This is a genomic window from Paracoccus sp. (in: a-proteobacteria) (genome assembly GCF_046289755.1).
GTDB lineage: Bacteria > Pseudomonadota > Alphaproteobacteria > Rhodobacterales > Rhodobacteraceae > Paracoccus.
Genome location: NZ_JBKBVD010000004.1, coordinates 1 through 17,579 on the forward strand (window position 1 = coordinate 1; position 17,579 = coordinate 17,579).

Genomic DNA, 17,579 nt, shown 5'->3' on the forward strand with positions numbered 1-17,579 from the left:
CGAGCGCTTCTACAACCCGCGTAGACGGCATTCGAAACTGGGCTATCTCAGCCCCATGGAGTTCGAGACCCGCGCTATGCTAGCTGAACCCGCTGTCCACGAAACCGGCGGCAGGCCGTTCTTCGAGGCGCGCAACGGCCGGCTCCACAGCTTCCGCTTCAAGGACTGGGGCGATCACAAGTCTTGCCTGCCCTCGGGCACGCCATCGCCCAACGACCAGGCAATCGGCACCGGCGACGGCAGGACGACCGCCTTCCAGCTGGTCAAGCACTACGCATCCGGCGCGCAATCCTGGACGCGCGCCATTGCCAAACCAGTGACCGGAACCGTGCGGATCGCGCTCGGCGGGATCGAGCAGCTCTCCGGCTGGTCCGTCGACACCGCGACCGGCGTGGTCACCTTCAGCGCCGCGCCGGGATCCGGCCTCGCGATCACGGCTGGCTTCGAGTTCGACGTGCCGGTCCGTTTCGACACCGACGTGCTCGACGTGACGCTCGACCTCGAGCGGCTCGGCTCGATCACCTCCATTCCGCTTCTGGAACTGCGCCGATGAAGACCTTCGCTCCTGCCTTGCAGGCCCATCTCGACGAGGGCACGACCACGCTCGCGTGGTGCTGGCGGATCACGCGCGCCGATGGCGTCACCTTCGGCTTCACCGACCATAATCGGACGCTCACCTTCGACGGGACGAACTTCGAGCCGGAGAGCGGACTCACGGCCTCTGAAGTCCGCTCGGGGTCGGACCTGTCGGTGGATGCACAGGATGCCGAGGGTGTGCTGACCTCGGATCGGATCACCGAGACCGACATTCTCGACGGCCGATGGGACAACGCCGAGGTCGAGGTCTGGCGGGTGAACTGGACCGACACGGGCCAGCGCGTGCTGATGCGCCGGGGCGCCATCGGTCAGATCCGGCGCGGGCGCCTCGCTTTCGTTGCCGAGGTGCGCTCGCTCGCGCATGTGTTGGGCCAGACAGTGGGGCGGACCTTCCAGGCAACCTGCGACGCAGCTCTCGGCGATGCGCGCTGCGGCGTCGATCTGGAGGATCCGACCTACAAGGGCGCGGGTGCCGTCATCGACCTGCTGCGCGACAGGGCCTTCACCGCCTCGGGGCTGGGCGCATTCACCTCCGGCTGGTTCACCTTCGGCACGCTCGCATGGACCAGCGGCGCAAACGCAGGACGGCGCACCGAGGTGTTGGGCCATGACGTCACGGACGGAATCGCGGTGCTGACCCTGCTCGAGGCGCCGGTGCGGGCGATCGCCGAGGGCGACGGCTTCACCATACGCGCGGGCTGCGACAAGCGGATGGAGACCTGCGGGGCGAAGTTCGCAAACACCGTCAACTTCCGGGGATTCCCGCACATTCCCGGCCAGGATGCGGTCCTCCGCTACGCCACCAAGGATGGCGGCCACGAGGGAGGCGTGCTGTGACGCAACCTATGGCATCAGCCCACCCCGCGCGCGTCATCGCCATCGCGCGCTCCTGGCTCGGCACGCCGTATCACGACCAGGCGAGCCTGCGGGGCGTCGGCTGCGACTGCCTCGGGCTGGCCCGGGGCATCTGGCGCGAGGTCGTCGGCCCCGAGCCGTTCCCGATCCCGCCCTACAGCCGGGACTGGGGCGAGACCGGGCCGCGCGAGGTACTGGCCGAGGGTGCGCGCGCCATGATGATCGAGGTGGAACCCGCGGCAGCAGGTCTCGGCGCGCTGGTCCTGTTCCGCATGAAGCCGCGCGCCAATGCCAAACATGTCGGGATCCTGACCGCGCCCGACAACTTCCTCCACGCCTATGAGCGGCTCGGCGTGATCGAGGAACCGCTCACCCCATCCTGGCGGCGGCGCATCGCCTTCGCCTTTCTCTTCCCCCAACGCTGAGACCCCGACATGGCAACCCTCGTTCTCGGCGCCGCCGGCGCCGCCATTGGCGGCAGCATCGGCGGCGCGATCCTCGGCGTCGGCGCCGCGACGATCGGCGGCTTCATCGGCTCCAGCATCGGATCGGTCGTCGACAGCTGGATCATCTCGTCGCTGGCGCCCACGCAGCGCATCGAGGGCGCGCGGCTCGACACCTTGCGCATCACCTCGGCCACCGAAGGCGCGGTGATCCCGCGGCTCTATGGGCGCATGCGGATGGGCGGCAACATCATCTGGGCGACCGATTTCCGCGAGGAGACCAAGACCACCACCCAAGGCGGCGGCAAGGGCGGCGGAGGCGGCAAGGTCAAGACCACGGAGTACCTGTACTACGTCAGCTTCGCCGTCGCTCTCTGCGAGGGGCCGATCACCGGCATCGGCCGCATCTGGGCCGACGGCAAGCCGATGGACCTCTCCGGCGTCACCTGGCGCTGGTATCCGGGCGACGAGGCGCAGGCGGCCGATCCCTTCATCGCGGCAAAGATGGGGGCGGCGAACACGCCAGCCTATCGCGGAACCGCCTATGTCGTCTTCGAGGAGCTGGCGCTCTCGACCTACGGCAACCGGCTGCCGCAGCTCTCCTTCGAGGTGTTCCGGCTGCTCGCCGATCCCGACACCGCCGAGGGGCTGACCCGCGCCGTCACCATGATCCCGGCCTCGGGCGAGTTCACCTACGCCACGCAGGCGATCCGCAAGACCGATGGTGGCGCGACGGTGCCCGAGAACCTGAACGCGCTGGCCGATTCCACCGACATGGTGGAGGCGCTGGGCCGGCTGCAGGCGATGGCCCCGGCGGTCGAGAGCGTCAGCCTCGTCGTCGCCTGGTTCGGCGACGATCTGCGCGCGGGGTCCTGCAAGGTGCGGCCGGGCGTCGAGGTATCGGCCAAATCGACCACGCCCGCCAGCTGGTCGGTCAATGGCGTCAGCCGCGCCAGCGCCTTCCTCGTCAGCCGGGACGATCAGGACCGCCCGGTCTATGGCGGCACGCCGTCCGACTTCGCCGTGGTGCAGGCGATCCAGGAGATGAAGGCCCGCGGGCTGCGGGTGACATTCTACCCGTTCATCCTTATGGACGTGCCGCCTGGCAACACGCTGCCGAACCCGTATTCCGACGACGCCGCGGAGACGGGCCAGCCTGTATTCCCCTGGCGGGGGCGGATCACCTGTTCGCCTGCCGCGCGGTTCGCCGGGACCGTGGACAAGACCGCCACGGCCGCAAGCCAGGTCGCCGCGCTGTTTGGCGCGGCAACACCCGCCAGCTTCAGCGTCTCGGGTCAGTCGGTTTCGTGGACGGGCACGCCTGGCGACTGGGGCCTTCGCCGCATGGTACTGCACTACGCCCATCTCTGTGCCGCGGCGGGCGGGGTCGATGCCTTCCTGATCGGCACCGAGATGCCGGGGCTGACGACCGTCCGCTCAGGCGCCAGCACTTATCCCGCCGTGCAGGCGTATCGGGATCTGCTCGCCGATGTGCGCTCGATCCTCGGGGCGGGTACGAAGATCGGCTATGCGGCCGACTGGAGCGAGTATTTCGGGCACCAGCCGGGCGACGGCTCGGGCGATGTGTTCTTCCATCTCGATCCGCTCTGGGCCGACCCGGAGATCGATTTCATCGGGATCGACAACTACATGCCGCTGTCGGACTGGCGCGACGGCTTCGAACACGCGGATGCGACCGAGGGCTGGCCCGCGATCTACGACCGGGCCTATCTGCAGGCGAACATCGCGGGCGGCGAAGGCTTCGACTGGTTCTACGCCAGCGCCGCCGACCGCACCGCGCAGGTCCGGACCGCAATCAGCGATGGCGCCGCGGCAAAGCCGTGGGTCTTCCGCTACAAGGATCTGCGCGCCTGGTGGTCGAACACGCATTACGACCGCCCGGGCGGAGTCGAGAGCGCGACACCGACGGCATGGGGGCCGGAGTCGAAACCGATCTGGTTCACCGAGCTCGGCTGCCCGGCCATTGACCGTGGCACCAACCAGCCCAACGTCTTCTTCGATCCCAAGTCATCGGAGAGCTTCACGCCGCATTTCTCGCGGGGCTGGCGCGATGACGCCATCCAGCGCGCCTATCTCGAGGCGACCTATCTCTGGTGGGGCGAGGCCGCGAACAACCCGCTGTCCTCGGTCTACGGCGGCCGGATGGTGCATGTGCCGGAATGCGCCGCCTGGACCTGGGACGCACGGCCGTATCCATTCTTTCCGGCGCTGACCGATGTCTGGACAGACGGCGCGAACTGGCGGCTCGGCCACTGGCTGACCGGGCGGCTGGGCGCGGTGTCGCTGGCGGCCCTCGTGCGGCACCTCTGCCTGCGCGCAGGGCTGCCCGAGGATGGCATCGACGTCACCGGCCTCTGGGGCGCCGTCGAAGGCTACGCCATCACGGGGCTGGAAAGCCCGCGCGCCTCGATCACCACGCTGTCGCGGCACTTCGGCTTCGATGCGGTGGAGACCGAGGGCGTGATCCGCTTCATCATGCGCGGCCGGGCATCCGTGGCCACCTTCGCGCCCGACGATCTGGTGGCCGCCCGCGAGGGCGACCTGCTGGAGCTGACGCGCGGCCAGGAGACCGAACTGCCGCAGGCGCTGAAGTGGCAGGTCGCCCGTGCCGACGAGGATTACGACGCGGCCCTTGTCGAGGCGCGGCGCATCACCGTGGACACGACGCGGATCGCGTCCGAGTCCTTCCCGATGGCGGTGCCGCCCGAGGAGGCCGAGCGCCGCTGCCGCCGCGCCCTGATGGAGGCGTGGGTGGGGCGCGAGACCGCGGCGTTCCGTCTGCCGCCCTCGCGGCTGGCGCTCGATCCGGCCGATGCGATCCGACTGGAGCATGACGGGCGGATGGTCGATCTGCGGCTCGTCTCCATCGCCGACGCCGAGGCGCGCGGCATCGAGGCGGTCCGCCAGGACCGCGCGACCTACGATCTTCCGCCCGGCGATCCGCGCGCAGCGTCGCTGACGCGGGCCGTGGTGTTCGGCGCGCCGGACGCGGTGCTGATGGACCTGCCGCAGCTGACCGAGGACCAGCCCGCGCATCGGCCCCTCATTGCGGCGCACGCGGTTCCCTGGCCCGGCGAGATGGCGGTGTTCCGCAGCCCCTCGACCGATGGCTTCGAACTGCTGACCACGTTCGGCAGTCGCGCCCGGATCGGGGCGCTGGTCTCGGACCTCTACGCGGGCCCCACCTCGCGCTTCGACCTCGGTAATGCGCTAGTGGTCGATCTGCTGACCGGGACGCTGGAAAGCGTCACGGACCTGGCCCTGTTCGGCGGCGCCAACGCACTGGCGGTGGAAACCGCGCCGGGGGTCTGGGAGATCGTGCAGGCGGGCGCGGCCGAACTGCTGGCGCCCGGACGGTATCGGCTGACCCGCTTGCTGCGGGGCCAGCGCGGGACCGAGGGCGTCATGGGCAATCCGGCTCCGGCAGGGGCACGGGTCGTGGTGCTGGATACCGCGCTGGTGTCCCTGCCCATCGCCGAGGCCGATCTCGGCATCCCGTGGAACTGGCGCATCGGCCCCGCGAGCCGCCCGGTCAGCGACGAGACCTATGTCGCGCAATCCTTCACGCCCGAAGGCGTCGGACTGCGACCCTTCTCTGTCGCCCATGTCGAGCAGCCGTGGCGCACGCCGCGCACGCCCGGCGAACTGACGATCCGCTGGACACGCCGGTCTCGTGCGCTGGCGGCCGACAGCTGGGGCGGGCTCGAGGTGCCGCTGGCCGAGGAGATCGAAGCCTACGAGGTCGAGATCATCGACGGCTCCACGGTGAAGCGCGTCCTGAGCACGGCCACCACCAGCGCCGTCTACACCGCCGCCCAGCAGACCGCCGATTGGGGCGCGCCGCTCGCCCCTGGCGACACGCTCGACATCCGCATCTTCCAGCTCTCCGCCCTCGTCGGGCGGGGCGCGCCGAAAACCGTCACCCTCACGTTCTGAGGCCATCCCATGTCCGACGCCACGACCCATCTCCTGCTGCCCTACATCCTGGCGGCGCAGGCCCAGAAGCATGTCACCCACAACGAGGCGCTGCGGATCCTCGACGGGCTCGTCCAGCTCTCCGTTCTCGACCGGGACCTGACAGCACCCCCGGCGAGCCCGGCCGATGGCGATCGTTACATCGTCGGCTCCGGTGCGACCGGCGACTGGGCGGGGTGGGACCTGAATGTCGCGCTCTGGACCGACGGCGCATGGCTGCGCCTGCCGCCACGAACCGGCTGGCGGGCATGGGTCGAGGACGAGGGTATGCTGCTGGTCCATGATGGCGCGGGCTGGGTCGGCACCACGCCCGCGACGCTGCAGAACCTTGCGCTGCTGGGACTCGGCACGACAGCCGACGCGTCGAACCCTTTCTCGGCCAAGCTGAACAAGGCACTCTGGACCGCCAAAACTGTGGCCGAGGGCGGGACCGGTGATCTCTTCTACACCATGAACAAGGAGGCTGCGGGCGACGATCTCGGCCTGACGCTGCAGACCGGCTTCGTGACCAAGGCGCTGGTGGGGCTGTTCGGCTCCGACCGCTTCCGGCTCGCGGTCTCCGCCGACGGCAGCACCTTCTTCGACGGGCTCAGCGTCGACAACGCCAACGGCATCGTCGATCAGCCCCGGCTGCCGCGGTTCAAGGCCTACACCAACTATGACAACTATGTTGGCATTGGGGCCTGGACGAAGATCGGCCTCAACAACACCGACTACAACGACCAGGGCGCGTTCGACGCCGCGAACAACCATTTCGTCGCCCCGGTCGACGGCACCTACCTTTTGGGCGCGACGCTGCTCTACAAGATCAACGCCAGCGCCACGGCCCGCATGCGCGGGCGGCTGGTCCTGAACGGCACGACGGAAATCCGCGGCTCCCTCGGCGAAATCTCCGCGACCCACGTCTCGCTCGCCACCGCGATCTGGCTCCAGACCATGGTGCCGCTCTCCGCAGGCGATACCGTCGAGCTGCAGGGGTATTTCCGGGTCGCGGACGGCTACTTCGCGGCCGACCACACCTCCTTCTGGGGCTGCAAGATCGGCTGAGCGGCGGGAGGAGGAACCGATGAACCCACCCCGATCCGAGGGCTACGTCCGTATGCCCGACGCCGAGTTCGCGGCGATCCTGACGCGGGCGGCCGAGGAAGGCGCGAAACGCGCGCTCGCCGATGTGGGTCTCGACGGCGACGAGGCCGCGCTCGACATCCGCGATCTGCGTTCCCTGGTGGACTGCATCCGGCTGGTGCGCCGCACCGCCATGCAGACGGCCGTCCGCATGATCACCACCGGCGTCATGCTGGCGCTGCTCGCGGGCATCGCCAGCAAGCTGAAGATCTTCGGCGGCGGCCCGTAGCCGCGCCCCATCACCATTCATCAGCCCAACCGCACCCGCCCTCAAGGCGGGTTTTTCGTTTTGGAGGACCCCATGACCACGACATTCCACAATCATTGGCGCGACGTCCCGGAGAGCACCTGGCGCTGGCCGAACTTCTCGCCCGCCGAAATCGCCTGCCGGAGCACCGGCAAGCTGCTGGTCAACCAACCCGCCGTCGACAAGCTGCAGGCGCTGCGCGACCGGCTCGGCAAGCCGCTGATCGTCCGCTCGGCCTATCGCAGCCCCGAGCACAACCGCGCCGTCGGCGGTGCCACGCGGTCGAAGCACCTCGACGGCGCCGCCTTCGACATCGCCATGGCGAACCACGACCCGGCGGCGTTCGAGGCGGCGGCCCGCGAAGTCGGGTTCCTCGGCTTCGGCTTCTATCCGCGGTCGGGGTTCATCCATGTCGACCTCGGCCCCGCGCGTCAGTGGGGCGAGCGGTTCCCGGTCCGGCAAACCGCATTTGCAGCCGAGACGCCGCCCGCGCGCGAAGTGCTGGCCGACAGCCGCACCATGAAGGCAGGCGGTGTGGCGGGTGTCGCGACGCTGGGCGCGGCAGGCGTCGAGGTGGTGCAGAGCGTCCTGGCCAAGACCCAGTCCGCCATCCTGCCGCTCGTGCCGTATTTCGATACGCTCCGCTGGGTGTTCATCGCCGTCGCGCTCGGCGGCATCGCAGTCACGGTCTACGCCCGCCTCGATGACTGGCGCCGGGGGCGGCGATGATCGCCACCTTGCTCGGCGGGATCGTCGCGAGCCCCTGGATGCGGGGCGGCGCTGCGCTACGGCGCCATCGCTCTCGCCGTGCTCCTATTCCTGCTTTCGCTTCGGCGGTCCGGCGAGCGCGCGGGCCGCCTCGCCGAACGCCTTGAAACCACGGAGAAGGCCAATGATGTCCAACGCGAGAGGCTGCGGCTCGCCGTCCTCGCGATCGGGACTAGCTTGCTGAGCGGCTGCGTGACGGTCGGTTCTGACAGCAAAGGGCCAGGGGCGTGTCCGCCCATCGTGGAGTACAGCAGTGGGTTCCAGGCGCGGGCCGCAGAAGAACTGAAAGCGTTGCCGAGCGAATCCGCCCTTGCCGAGATGCTGAGCGACTACGCCGTGCTTCGGGACCAAGTGAGAGCGTGTGTGTAGTCGATGTTTCTAGCCGTTGTCCGGGTCAGGCGATTTGGCCTGTCATTGGCCATCAGGCTGTGCGGCGACACGCTTGCCTACGACCCGCCCTGCCCGAAAGATGATGACCTCGCCTTCGGTCATTTCCTGCCAAGGCTCTGCGCTCAGGGGAACGCTGGCAACGAGGGCCACCGCCTGATCGGCCGCTGTCACGGACAGGCCGTTGCCGGTGATCGTTGCGCCCTTCGGCGGACATTCGTGAAGCAAATATACTAGGCCTGGCGCCGCCACCTTTCCCGTGACCGGCGATTTGCGTCGGTCGCCGTGAGCAAAGAGAACGTCACCGTCCGAATACAGAAAATTGGCTGGACCGAGACGGCGCAGAGCTATCGCGAAGGACGCGACGATATCGAGCCGCTCATCAAGTGGAGGAATCTCGCCCTTTTTGACCCAGATCGAACTCAGACGTTCGAGCAGGGCGCAGAATGCCTGTTCTGAATCCGTCTCTCCCACCGGGGCAAAGCGGGACGACTCAAAGGTACTTTTCTCGAATATTGCGGGAAGCCAGCCGTTATGCGCGAAGCTGTGCGCCCGCCCCGCTAACTCGCGCACGAATGGCTGCGCGTTGCGATAGGATGGCGCACCCATCGTGGCCTTGCGGATATGCGCCAGCACGATGGGGCTGCGCAGATCGAGCTGGTTTACAAACTGTAGCCAGTCGCTGTCATTTGCCGCCCCAGCATCCTTGATCAGTCGGACATCAGCGTCGTCATAGTAAGCGACTCCCCAACCGTCCCGGATCGAGGTCGGCGGTGCGCCATGCTCCGCCAACCGCTCGAGCGAAATGCTCAGCGTGGCAGGCAGATTGCTAGAAAGTCCGAGAAGCTCACACATTCCGCGCAGCTTCGCGGGTAGGTCGGCAGATAAAGCTGGCGTTGTCCGTACGCTGATCGAAATCCGCGACAGACATCAGAAGCTGATGACCGTCGCGCCCTCGGCGGCAAAGCGTGGAAACGCCGCCGCCGCCGATTCAAGCGCTAGTTTGCGGGCGCGAAATGCGGCTTCTGCGCCGATCTGCTGCGCGATGCCAATGCAGGTCGTCACCTGCACACCGGCCGCCACCAGCGCGTCGATCTGGATATTGAAGTCGGCCTGTTCCGGGTCGGCCAGCATCCGCTCGGCCGGGCCGAACACATAAACCTCGAGCACGGCCTCTGGATTGCTGCGGATACGTTCAGCCAAGGCTGGAACGGTCTGCAATGCAGCTGTATCGGCATGAAAAAGGTGAAGCACGGTCTTGTGCATGGAAGTCTCCTGATGAAAGCAGCCCGAAACGAAGCCGCATGTTGAAATATGGTCGGCGATCCGAGTCAGAGGACGGTGCCGACAAGCGCCCCTATACCTGCGGTCAGCGCCATCGCGAGTGCACCCCAAAACGTTACGCGCAGGGTTGCGCGCCAGACCGGCGCGCCTCCGGCAGACGCACCAACAGCCCCAAGCAAGGCAAGAAACAGCAGCGAGGCGATGGTGACCGTCCAGACCAACAGATCGGCGGGCGAGACCAGGACCATCGTCAGCGGCATTGCGGCGCCAATGGCAAAGGTGAGCGCCGATGTCAGCGCCGCTTGAACCGGCCGCGCCGTCGTCACTTCGGAAATACCCAGCTCATCGCGCAGGTGCGCGCCGAGCGCGTCGTGTACCATCATCTGGGCTGAAACCTGCCGGGCAAGCTCCGGCTCGACCCCACGCGCAACATATATCTGGGTCAGTTCGTCAAGTTCCGCTTCGGGCTGACCAGCCAGTTCCGAGCGCTCTCTTTCCAGGTCGGCGGTCTCGGTATCGGATTGGGAACTGACCGAGACATACTCGCCTGCCGCCATCGACATGGCGCCCGCGACCAGCCCGGCGATCCCCGCAACCAGCACTTCCGACGTTGCGGCAGACGCCGCCGCGACCCCGACGATCAGGCTCGCCGTGGATACGATTCCGTCGTTGGCGCCCAGCACGGCTGCCCGCAACCACCCGATACGCGAAACAAGATGGACTTCGGGGTGAAGGGTTACCGTGCGCATCGCTGCAACCTTCGGTCAGAATATGACGGGCTCATGCCTCTATTCCTTTGCGATTCCGGAGCGGATCGCTCCCCGATTGAATTGCTTGAGGGGTCATGTCGCCAGGCACACGGCCGCCCGTTCGCAGAGCGCCCTTTCCAACTGCAGCGTCACGTGGCCGATGCCGAAGTCATGCTCCAACTCGTCCGTGACCTGTTCGATGAAAGCGTCGGCGTCGGCGCCCTGCCAGACCACATGCGCCGCCAGAGCCGTGCGCGTTGTCGACAGGGCCCAGATGTGCAGATCGTGGACATTGCTGACGCCTGGCAGGTCGCCGATCCAGTCGGCCACCGCTTGCCGATCAATGCCCTCCGGCACTCCGTCCAGCCCCAGTCGGAGCGATGCGCGCATCAGGCCCCACGCCGTCCAGGCGATCAGCAAGCTAACCGCTATGGCGACCGCCGGGTCCAGCCAGTGCCAGCCGGTAAGCATGATTCCGGCCGCGGCAATGACGACCGCGCATGAGACGGCCGCATCGGCGGCCATGTGCAGATAGGCTCCCTTGGCGTTCAGATCGTCCTTTTGCGACTTGATGAACAACAGCGCCGATCCTGTGTTCACCCCGATCCCCACCATCGCGACCAGCAGGATCGTCAGCCCCGGCACCTCTACCACGGTCTGGAACCTGTGCGCGGCCTCCCACACCACCACGACGACTCCGATCAGGATCGCAACCGCGTTCAGCATCGCGGCGAGGATCGTCGCACGGCCATAGCCGAACGTGTAGGTGGCGCTGCCCACACGCTTGGCCAGCACCGCCGCCCCCCAGGCGATCAGCAGACCCGCCACGTCGGTCAGATTGTGCGCAGCATCCGCCAAAAGCGCGAGCGAGCCTGTCAGGAACCCGAACGTTGCTTCGACGATGACATAGGCCGTGTTCAGCCCCACCGCCCAGCGGAACGCCGGGCCAAGGTCGGTTGGTGGGGTATGCGTGTGATCGTGGGCCAATGTCAGCCTTTCCGCCGGATCGTGCCGGAAAGCTCCGTCGCACCCGCCAATGTGTTGAAGATCGTGCCATATTTCTGAAGGTTGCGGTGCAGCAGGTCGAGCCGCGCATCGGATTCGTCGGTGTCCACGACGATGTCGTAGGTGATGCGGACCATCTTTGGCGGGCTGTCCTGCCGTATGCCATGCAGGCTGACCTCGATGCCGCGCAGATCGAAGATCAGCACCGGGGTGACCCGTTCAGCGCTTTTCAGAATGCAGGCGGCAAGGCTGGCCAGCAACATCTCGGCCGGATTGAATGCATCGGCTCGGCCCGCCATGTCGGTATCAAGGACGATCCGCGCCTCCTTCGTGGTGGCCTCGGAGCCGTGACTGTCGATGCGGAGGGCAGAGACGTGGTATTCCAGCATGATCCGTCCTTTCAGGCCGAAGTCTCGGTGCCGGGAACCAGGAATTCCGGCGCCTGACCTTCGGGCATGGCCGCCAGTTCCTCTGCCGTCAGGCGGGCGTAGACTTCGATCAGCGTGCCGTCCGGGTCGGTCAGCCACAGCTCGTGCAGCGGCGTGCCCTTCCAGGTCGTCCGCGGAGGCTTTTCGACATGCCCGCCCACGGCGACAGCGCGGTGATAGGCGTCGATCACCGCCGCGCGGTCGGGCAGCGCGATCCCGAGGTGATAGAGCGTATCGTGATGGAGATCCTTGCCGTCGGCGACCATGATCACGAAGTTGAGGTTCAGGTCGGGACGGATGAACGTCGCATAGCGGTGAGTCCATTCCTTGGGCCAGGTGTTCAGGAGCCAAGCGTAGAACCGTGTGCTGGCACCGAGATCGCGCACGCGAAGGCTAGCGTGAAACTCGGTCCCGGTCGGTCCTTCAGGCAAATCGATCAGTCCCGCCAGAACCTCGATCCTCGCCTTGATCTGATCGCGTGCGGTGCGAAACGCAGCGATGTCGCCTGCTGCCGAGGGGTCGGTGATGGGCCAGTGCAGCCGCCTGACCGGGCCGGGGACGAAGGGGCAGACCTCTTCGGCGCAGAGCGTGACGATCAGGTCTGCCGTTTCGGGCGACACCTCCTCGAGCGGCTTTGACCGGTGACCCGAAATGTCGATCCTTGCCTCGGACAGTGCCTCGACAGCCAGCGGGTTCACGTGCCCGGGGGCAGACCCCGCGCTGGCGACCTCGACGGACGCAGGCAGCAACGCGCGGGCCAGCCCTTCGGCCATCTGGCTGCGGGCGGAATTGGCGACGCAGAGAAACAGGATACGCATGGGATCAGACCTTTTTGTTCTGGAGCGGCACCATCAGCACAGGACGGCGCGCGATTTCGCAGAGACTGGCCGCGGTGGAGCCGATGGTGATGCTGTCCACCCAGCCCTGACCGTGTTTGCCGACGACGATGAGATCGGCATCGCGAGCGGCGGCTGCGCGGGCGATTTCCTCGGACGGTTTGCCCGTCGCCAACTGGACCTCGGACTTGCCACCGGCGGCTGCGACCTCATGGGCGATGTCGTCGAGTGCGGCACGCGCCATCACCGGCCAGCGCGCATAGCGGGCCTGCTCGTCAGAACTGACGACATGGACCAGTTCGACGACGCCCGCATGAGGGGCGAGCCTGGCCGCCACGGCTTCGGCGGCATGGGCTTGTGGCGAGAAATCCGTAGCCAGCAGAAGCCGCCGCAATCCGGCATGACAGGTGCGCTCGCAGGCCGCATCGCCATCCGTGCCCGTGGCCTCGATCCATTCCAACCGCACCGGGAGGGTGCTGAGCCGGATCACCTCGCGCGCGACAGAGCCGAGGAACAGGCCGCGGATCATGTTCTGCCCGCGCGATCCGATCACGATCAGGTCGGCGCCATGCTCACTGGCTGCGGAGAGGATGTCCTTCGCCACTTCACCTGCGGCGCGTATGTCGACATCGACATCGAGTCCTGCCTCGCGCATCGGCGCGGCCCGATCCCGCAGCCAATCCTCCAGCGCATCCTTGTTCCCGTAGGAAGTCCCCTGGCCGTAGCCGACTTTCACGACATGGGTCAGGATCACACGGGCGATGCCCATCTCGCGCAAGTCCGCCAGGCAGTCGAGCAGAGGGCCTTGGGCGGCGGAGTAATCGAGAGAAATCAGAGCTGTGCGAAACATCAGTTTTGCTCCTTTGTTCTGGGCGTGCGGATGGGGGTTTCCTCGGCCGGGAACCAGTGTCGGGTGCGGTTGGCAAACCAGACCAGCGACAGCATCACCGGCACTTCGACCAGCACGCCCACCACTGTGACAAGGGCGGCGATGGAGTTGAGGCCGAACAGGCCGATGGCCACCGCCACGGCGAGTTCAAAGAAATTCGACGTCCCGATCATCGCGCAGGGGGCCGCGACGTTATGGGGTACGCGCCATGCTTTCGCGGCCCAGTAGGCAATGGCGAAGATGCCGTATGACTGGATCAGCAGTGGGATCGCGATCATCACGATGACCAGTGGCTGCGACAGGATCACCGCGCCCTGAAAGCCGAACAGCAGAACGACCGTCGCCAGCAGGCCCACAACCGAGAACGGCTTCACCTTGGCTGTGAACGCGCCGACGGCGGCCTCGGCAGCAGCCGGATTCGCGACGCCGCGCGTCATCAGCATCCGCGTCACGATGCCAGCCGCCAGCGGGATCACGATGTAGAGGCCGACCGACAGGATCAGCGTCGCCCAGGGCACCGTGATGTCGGTGACGCCCAGCAGCAAGGCCACGATCGGAGCATAGGCGAAGACCATGATCGCGTCGTTCAGCGACACCTGCGCCAGCGTATAATTTGGATCGCCCTTGGTCAGTTGCGACCAGACAAAAACCATCGCTGTACAGGGCGCGGCACCCAGCAGGATCAGACCCGCGATATACTGGCCCGATGTGCCGGGCTCGATGAAGGGGGCGAAGATCCAGTCGAAAAACAGCACGCCGAGTGCTGCCATGGTGAAGGGCTTGATCAGCCAGTTCACCGCAAGCGTGATGATCAGGCCCTTCGGCCGTTCATGGACGCGCGCAAGCGCCCGGAAATCCACCGCCACCATCATCGGATAGACCATCGCCCAGATCAGCGCGGCGACGACGAAGTTGACCGAGCCGTATTCCAGCGACGCAAGGAAGTTTACCAGCCCCGGAGCGATCTGACCGAGGGCAAGACCGGCGATGATCGCCAGTGCGACCCAGATCGAAAGATAGCGTTCAAATGCAGACATTTGGGAAGTCGTCCTCTCGGGTTCAGGCTATGGCGGGTGTGCGGCCGACCAGCGCGCGCAGGCGGTCCGCGCCGACCGGGTCTTCGGGCAGCATCGGCACCACGGCATGAAGTGCGGCAAGCCCACCGCGCACTTTGGCGATCTCAGGCGCTTCCGTGGCCGCGCGGGCCGCAAGGACCGGATGCGTGGTCGCCGTGGCGGCGAGACTTGCGTTGATGACCCAGCCGTAGGGCGTGATCCCGGCGCGTTTCAGATCCTCCTGAAGCCGGGCGGCTTCCAGAACCGGCGTCGTCTCGGGCAGGGTCACGATCAGGATCTTGGTCATCTCCGGGTTCTGCAGCCGCATCATCGGCGTCGTCATGTGGCTGGCCTGCTCGCCCGCGTGCCGCAGCACATCACGGTGGTAGGATCCTGTCGCATCCAGCAGCAACAGCGTGTGGCCGGTTGGCGCGGTATCCATCACCACGAACTTGCGCCCCGCCTCGCGGATCACCCGTGAGAACGCCTGAAACACGGCGATTTCCTCGGTGCACGGCGAGCGCAGGTCCTCTTCCAGCATCGCGCGGCCCTGTGCATCGAGGCTCGCGCCCTTGGACGCCAGGATGTGGTCGCGGTAGGTCTGCGTCTCGAGGGCGGGGTCGATGCGGCTGACGGTCAGGTGCGGCACGTCTCCGGCCAGCGTCTCGGTCAGATGCGCGGCGGGGTCGGTGGTGGTCAGCAGCACCTCATGCCCGCGCGCGGCGAGTTCGACGGCCACGGCGGCAGCGATGGTGGTCTTGCCGACGCCGCCCTTGCCCATGGTCATCACGAGGCCGCGGCCCCCGGCTTCGATTCCGTCGACCAACGCTGAGAGCGGCGGGAGATCGGTGTCGGTGACGCGCGGCGCGGCCTTTCCGAGTTCGACCGGTGCATTCATCCGGCGCAGCGCGTCGAGACCTACAAGGTTCTCGGGCCGTAGCGCGAAGCGGCTTTGCGGCAGGGCTGCCAGGTGCGTGTCCATGCCATCCAGCGCCGCTTGGTCGCGCGCGATCAGGCTGGCGGCGAGCGCATCGCCCATGTCCTCGTCCGGCATCAGCCCGTTAATCGCCAGATGCTGGTTGCCGATTCCGATATGCGCCAGCTCCCCACTGGTGCGCGCGGCCTCGGCCAGCGAGCTGACGCGGGGACGTGCGACGAGGATCAGCCGCGTGCGGGCCGCATCGGACAGGCTGTCCACGGCCGCCGCATAGCGCGCGCGTTGCTTCTCCAGCCCAGCAAGGGGACCGAGACAGGACGCATCGCCCCCGGTTTCCAGAAACCCGCTCCAGGCGCCGGGCAGTTTCAGCATCCGGATCGTGTGGCCGGTGGGCGCCGTGTCGAAGATGATGTGATCGTAGGCACTGGTCACGGCATCGTCGGTCAGAAGCGCTGTGAACTCGTCGAAGGCGGCAATCTCAGTGGTGCAGGCGCCCGAAAGCTGCTCCTCGATGCCCTTCAACGCTTTTTCCGGCAGCACCCCGCGCATCGGCCCGACGATGCGGTCGCGATACTCGGCCGCTGCTGCCTCGGGGTCGATTTCCAGCGCGTCGAGCCCGGGCACGGTGGCAACCTGGGTGACATGGTTGCCGATCTCGATCCCGAACACCTGCCCGACATTCGAGGCCGGATCGGTCGAGACCAACAGGACCCGCTTGCCCGCATCGGCTAGGCCGACCGCCGTGGCGCAGGCCAGCGAGGTCTTGCCCACGCCGCCCTTGCCGGTGAGGAAGACGAATTTGGGCAGATCGTTGAACATGACTTCTCCTTTCGCCGCCCCGAACGAGCGGTCGTCATCTGTCGCACGGGCAAAGCCTGCGTAAATTGCTTCAGGTTAGGTGCTGGCGCCGCGTCAGCAGCAGCTTGCAGCCTTTTCCATGGCCGGTTCGGCCTTGGAACTGCCGCCGCAGCAGCCCGTCGCCGCAGCGGGTGCCGCCTTGGCCGGACCGCAGCAGGTTGACGCCTTCTCGATCTCGACTTCAGGCTCGGGGATCAGCTTTTCGGCCAAGGTATGAATGTTTTTTGCCGAGGCTTCCTTCACCATGCGCCCCACGGCGATGGCCTCGCGCATCTGCGCCTCGCTCAGCCCGACTTCCCGCGCCTTTTCCGTGTGATACTTCAGGCAGGGCTCGCAGCTCGCTCCGATTGCCGCCCCGAGCGCGATCAGCTCGCGCACCTGCTCGGTGATCTCGAGCTTCGGTGCGTTGATGCCCGTCCAGTCGGCCAGTTCCGCGCGGCTCGGATAGTGCGCCTTGGCCTTTAGCGCGCCGTTGATCATGAAGACCGGCAGATCGTCGCCTTCGCTGTCCTGCATAATCTGGCGGATCGTGTCGTTGGCGGCGAACTCGGCCGGTTCGCGGCTCAGCCCGAAACGCTGAACGCTGACACCCTGCGCTTTAAGCCAGTCCAGATCGGCGGCCAGATCGACGAGTTTCTGGTCAACATCGGTGCCGCAGATGCCGGTCGAGCAGCACATGGCGGGGTCGTAGACTGTGATGGTGGTCATTTGCACATCTCCTTGGAAACGCATCCTTGCGGGGTGAAACAGCAGGGCGCCTCGCCTTCGGCCGGGCGTGCGGCAATGGCTTCGATCAGATCGCGGATCGGGGCGAGCGCCGCCGGGTCGAGCGCGTAACAGATGCGGGGATAGTCGATGGTGCCGGTCACGAGCCCTGCATCCTTAAGGACCCGCAGGTGTTCAGAGACCGTAGATTGGGCCAGTCCGACTTGATCCACGATATCCCCGCCGATGCAGCCAGGCTTCGAGAGCAAAAAGGTGACGATCCTGACCCGGGCCGGATGCGCGAGCGCCTTGGCGATCGCAGCGATCTGATCCGCCTCGCTCGTAGACGACGGCGCCACGGTGTTTCGATCCAACATGTCAGAGCTTCCTTGTATCGGCTATATCCGATACATAT

Annotated in this window: 18 protein-coding genes; 7 read left to right on the forward strand and 11 right to left on the reverse strand. The window is 66.7% G+C overall.

Translation table 11 applies throughout. The features are described 5' to 3' along the window. From ACK41U_RS02065 to ACK41U_RS02095, 7 genes are all read left to right on the forward strand, one after another. The coding region (locus ACK41U_RS02065; protein WP_409675208.1) for a TIGR02217 family protein at positions 1-553 on the forward strand (553 nt) is incomplete at its 5' end. Further along, positions 550-1,434, forward strand: coding sequence for a DUF2163 domain-containing protein (locus tag ACK41U_RS02070; RefSeq protein WP_409675211.1), 885 nt, complete (start codon positions 550-552; stop codon positions 1,432-1,434). The genes ACK41U_RS02065 and ACK41U_RS02070, both read left to right, overlap by 4 nt. An 8-nt stretch (positions 1,435-1,442) precedes the next feature. After that, entirely contained in the window at positions 1,443-1,877 is a 435-nt protein-coding gene (locus tag ACK41U_RS02075) for a peptidase (RefSeq protein ID WP_409675214.1), read from the forward strand. Positions 1,878-1,886: 9 nt separating this feature from the next. Then, positions 1,887-5,852: a glycoside hydrolase/phage tail family protein gene (locus ACK41U_RS02080; protein WP_409675217.1), complete on the forward strand. Its 3,966-nt coding sequence runs from the start codon at positions 1,887-1,889 to the stop codon at positions 5,850-5,852. Between the two features lie 9 nt (positions 5,853-5,861). After that, on the forward strand, positions 5,862-6,938 hold the full coding sequence (locus ACK41U_RS02085) for a DUF2793 domain-containing protein (protein WP_409675221.1): 1,077 nt from the start codon (positions 5,862-5,864) through the stop codon (positions 6,936-6,938). Between the two features lie 19 nt (positions 6,939-6,957). Continuing rightward, positions 6,958-7,245 (forward strand): DUF6127 family protein, encoded by a 288-nt coding sequence (locus ACK41U_RS02090; RefSeq protein WP_409675224.1) that lies wholly within the window; start codon positions 6,958-6,960, stop codon positions 7,243-7,245. A 72-nt stretch (positions 7,246-7,317) separates the two neighbouring features. Next, complete coding sequence (locus ACK41U_RS02095; protein WP_409675227.1) at positions 7,318-7,992, forward strand: YcbK family protein; 675 nt, start codon at positions 7,318-7,320, stop codon at positions 7,990-7,992. Between the two features lie 450 nt (positions 7,993-8,442). Here ACK41U_RS02095 and ACK41U_RS02100 read toward each other — a convergent pair whose 3' ends face one another. The 11 genes from ACK41U_RS02100 to ACK41U_RS02150 form a co-directional block, all read right to left on the reverse strand. Continuing rightward, the gene (locus ACK41U_RS02100) at positions 8,443-9,273 is read right to left on the reverse strand and encodes a class II glutamine amidotransferase (protein ID WP_409675230.1); all 831 of its coding nucleotides are present in this window, start codon (positions 9,271-9,273) and stop codon (positions 8,443-8,445) included. Positions 9,274-9,348: 75 nt separating this feature from the next. Next, a complete protein-coding gene (locus ACK41U_RS02105; RefSeq protein WP_409675233.1) occupies positions 9,349-9,684 on the reverse strand; it encodes a hypothetical protein in 336 nt (111 codons plus the stop codon). Positions 9,685-9,749: 65 nt separating this feature from the next. Continuing rightward, entirely contained in the window at positions 9,750-10,451 is a 702-nt protein-coding gene (locus ACK41U_RS02110; RefSeq protein WP_409675236.1) for a VIT family protein, read from the reverse strand. A gap of 93 nt (positions 10,452-10,544) precedes the next feature. Further along, a complete protein-coding gene (locus ACK41U_RS02115) occupies positions 10,545-11,438 on the reverse strand; it encodes a cation diffusion facilitator family transporter (RefSeq protein WP_409675239.1) in 894 nt (297 codons plus the stop codon). Positions 11,439-11,440: 2 nt separating this feature from the next. Then, a complete protein-coding gene (locus ACK41U_RS02120) occupies positions 11,441-11,845 on the reverse strand; it encodes an OsmC family protein (RefSeq protein WP_409675242.1) in 405 nt (134 codons plus the stop codon). A gap of 11 nt (positions 11,846-11,856) precedes the next feature. Beyond that, positions 11,857-12,702, reverse strand: coding sequence for a VOC family protein (locus tag ACK41U_RS02125; protein WP_409675245.1), 846 nt, complete (start codon positions 12,700-12,702; stop codon positions 11,857-11,859). A 4-nt stretch (positions 12,703-12,706) separates the two neighbouring features. Then, positions 12,707-13,570 carry a universal stress protein gene (locus tag ACK41U_RS02130; protein ID WP_409675247.1) on the reverse strand — a complete coding sequence of 288 codons (864 nt, stop codon included), beginning with the start codon at positions 13,568-13,570 and terminating at the stop codon, positions 12,707-12,709. Beyond that, positions 13,570-14,646 (reverse strand): ACR3 family arsenite efflux transporter, encoded by a 1,077-nt coding sequence (arsB, locus tag ACK41U_RS02135; protein WP_409675249.1) that lies wholly within the window; start codon positions 14,644-14,646, stop codon positions 13,570-13,572. Before arsB ends, ACK41U_RS02130 begins: the two co-directional genes overlap by 1 nt. Before the next feature lie 22 nt (positions 14,647-14,668). Beyond that, entirely contained in the window at positions 14,669-16,420 is a 1,752-nt protein-coding gene (arsA, locus tag ACK41U_RS02140) for an arsenical pump-driving ATPase (protein WP_409675252.1), read from the reverse strand. Positions 16,421-16,513: 93 nt separating this feature from the next. Further along, positions 16,514-17,167 carry an arsenite efflux transporter metallochaperone ArsD gene (gene arsD / locus ACK41U_RS02145; RefSeq protein ID WP_409675256.1) on the reverse strand — a complete coding sequence of 218 codons (654 nt, stop codon included), beginning with the start codon at positions 17,165-17,167 and terminating at the stop codon, positions 16,514-16,516. Next, on the reverse strand, positions 17,164-17,541 hold the full coding sequence (locus ACK41U_RS02150; RefSeq protein ID WP_409675259.1) for an ArsR/SmtB family transcription factor: 378 nt from the start codon (positions 17,539-17,541) through the stop codon (positions 17,164-17,166). Before ACK41U_RS02150 ends, arsD begins: the two co-directional genes overlap by 4 nt. Positions 17,542-17,579 lie beyond the last annotated feature (38 nt).

Coding starts and splice junctions, on each gene's coding strand:
- ACK41U_RS02075 (WP_409675214.1), top strand. CDS start 1,443: ATGGCATCAGCCCACCCCGCGCGCGTCATCGCCATCGCGCGCTCCTGG.
- ACK41U_RS02150 (WP_409675259.1), bottom strand. CDS start 17,541: ATGTTGGATCGAAACACCGTGGCGCCGTCGTCTACGAGCGAGGCGGAT.
- ACK41U_RS02130 (WP_409675247.1), bottom strand. CDS start 13,570: ATGTTTCGCACAGCTCTGATTTCTCTCGATTACTCCGCCGCCCAAGGC.
- ACK41U_RS02070 (WP_409675211.1), top strand. CDS start 550: ATGAAGACCTTCGCTCCTGCCTTGCAGGCCCATCTCGACGAGGGCACG.
- arsD (WP_409675256.1), bottom strand. CDS start 17,167: ATGACCACCATCACAGTCTACGACCCCGCCATGTGCTGCTCGACCGGC.
- ACK41U_RS02080 (WP_409675217.1), top strand. CDS start 1,887: ATGGCAACCCTCGTTCTCGGCGCCGCCGGCGCCGCCATTGGCGGCAGC.
- ACK41U_RS02120 (WP_409675242.1), bottom strand. CDS start 11,845: ATGCTGGAATACCACGTCTCTGCCCTCCGCATCGACAGTCACGGCTCC.
- ACK41U_RS02095 (WP_409675227.1), top strand. CDS start 7,318: ATGACCACGACATTCCACAATCATTGGCGCGACGTCCCGGAGAGCACC.
- ACK41U_RS02100 (WP_409675230.1), bottom strand. CDS start 9,273: ATGTGTGAGCTTCTCGGACTTTCTAGCAATCTGCCTGCCACGCTGAGC.
- ACK41U_RS02110 (WP_409675236.1), bottom strand. CDS start 10,451: ATGCGCACGGTAACCCTTCACCCCGAAGTCCATCTTGTTTCGCGTATC.
- ACK41U_RS02105 (WP_409675233.1), bottom strand. CDS start 9,684: ATGCACAAGACCGTGCTTCACCTTTTTCATGCCGATACAGCTGCATTG.
- ACK41U_RS02090 (WP_409675224.1), top strand. CDS start 6,958: ATGAACCCACCCCGATCCGAGGGCTACGTCCGTATGCCCGACGCCGAG.
- arsB (WP_409675249.1), bottom strand. CDS start 14,646: ATGTCTGCATTTGAACGCTATCTTTCGATCTGGGTCGCACTGGCGATC.
- ACK41U_RS02085 (WP_409675221.1), top strand. CDS start 5,862: ATGTCCGACGCCACGACCCATCTCCTGCTGCCCTACATCCTGGCGGCG.
- arsA (WP_409675252.1), bottom strand. CDS start 16,420: ATGTTCAACGATCTGCCCAAATTCGTCTTCCTCACCGGCAAGGGCGGC.
- ACK41U_RS02125 (WP_409675245.1), bottom strand. CDS start 12,702: ATGCGTATCCTGTTTCTCTGCGTCGCCAATTCCGCCCGCAGCCAGATG.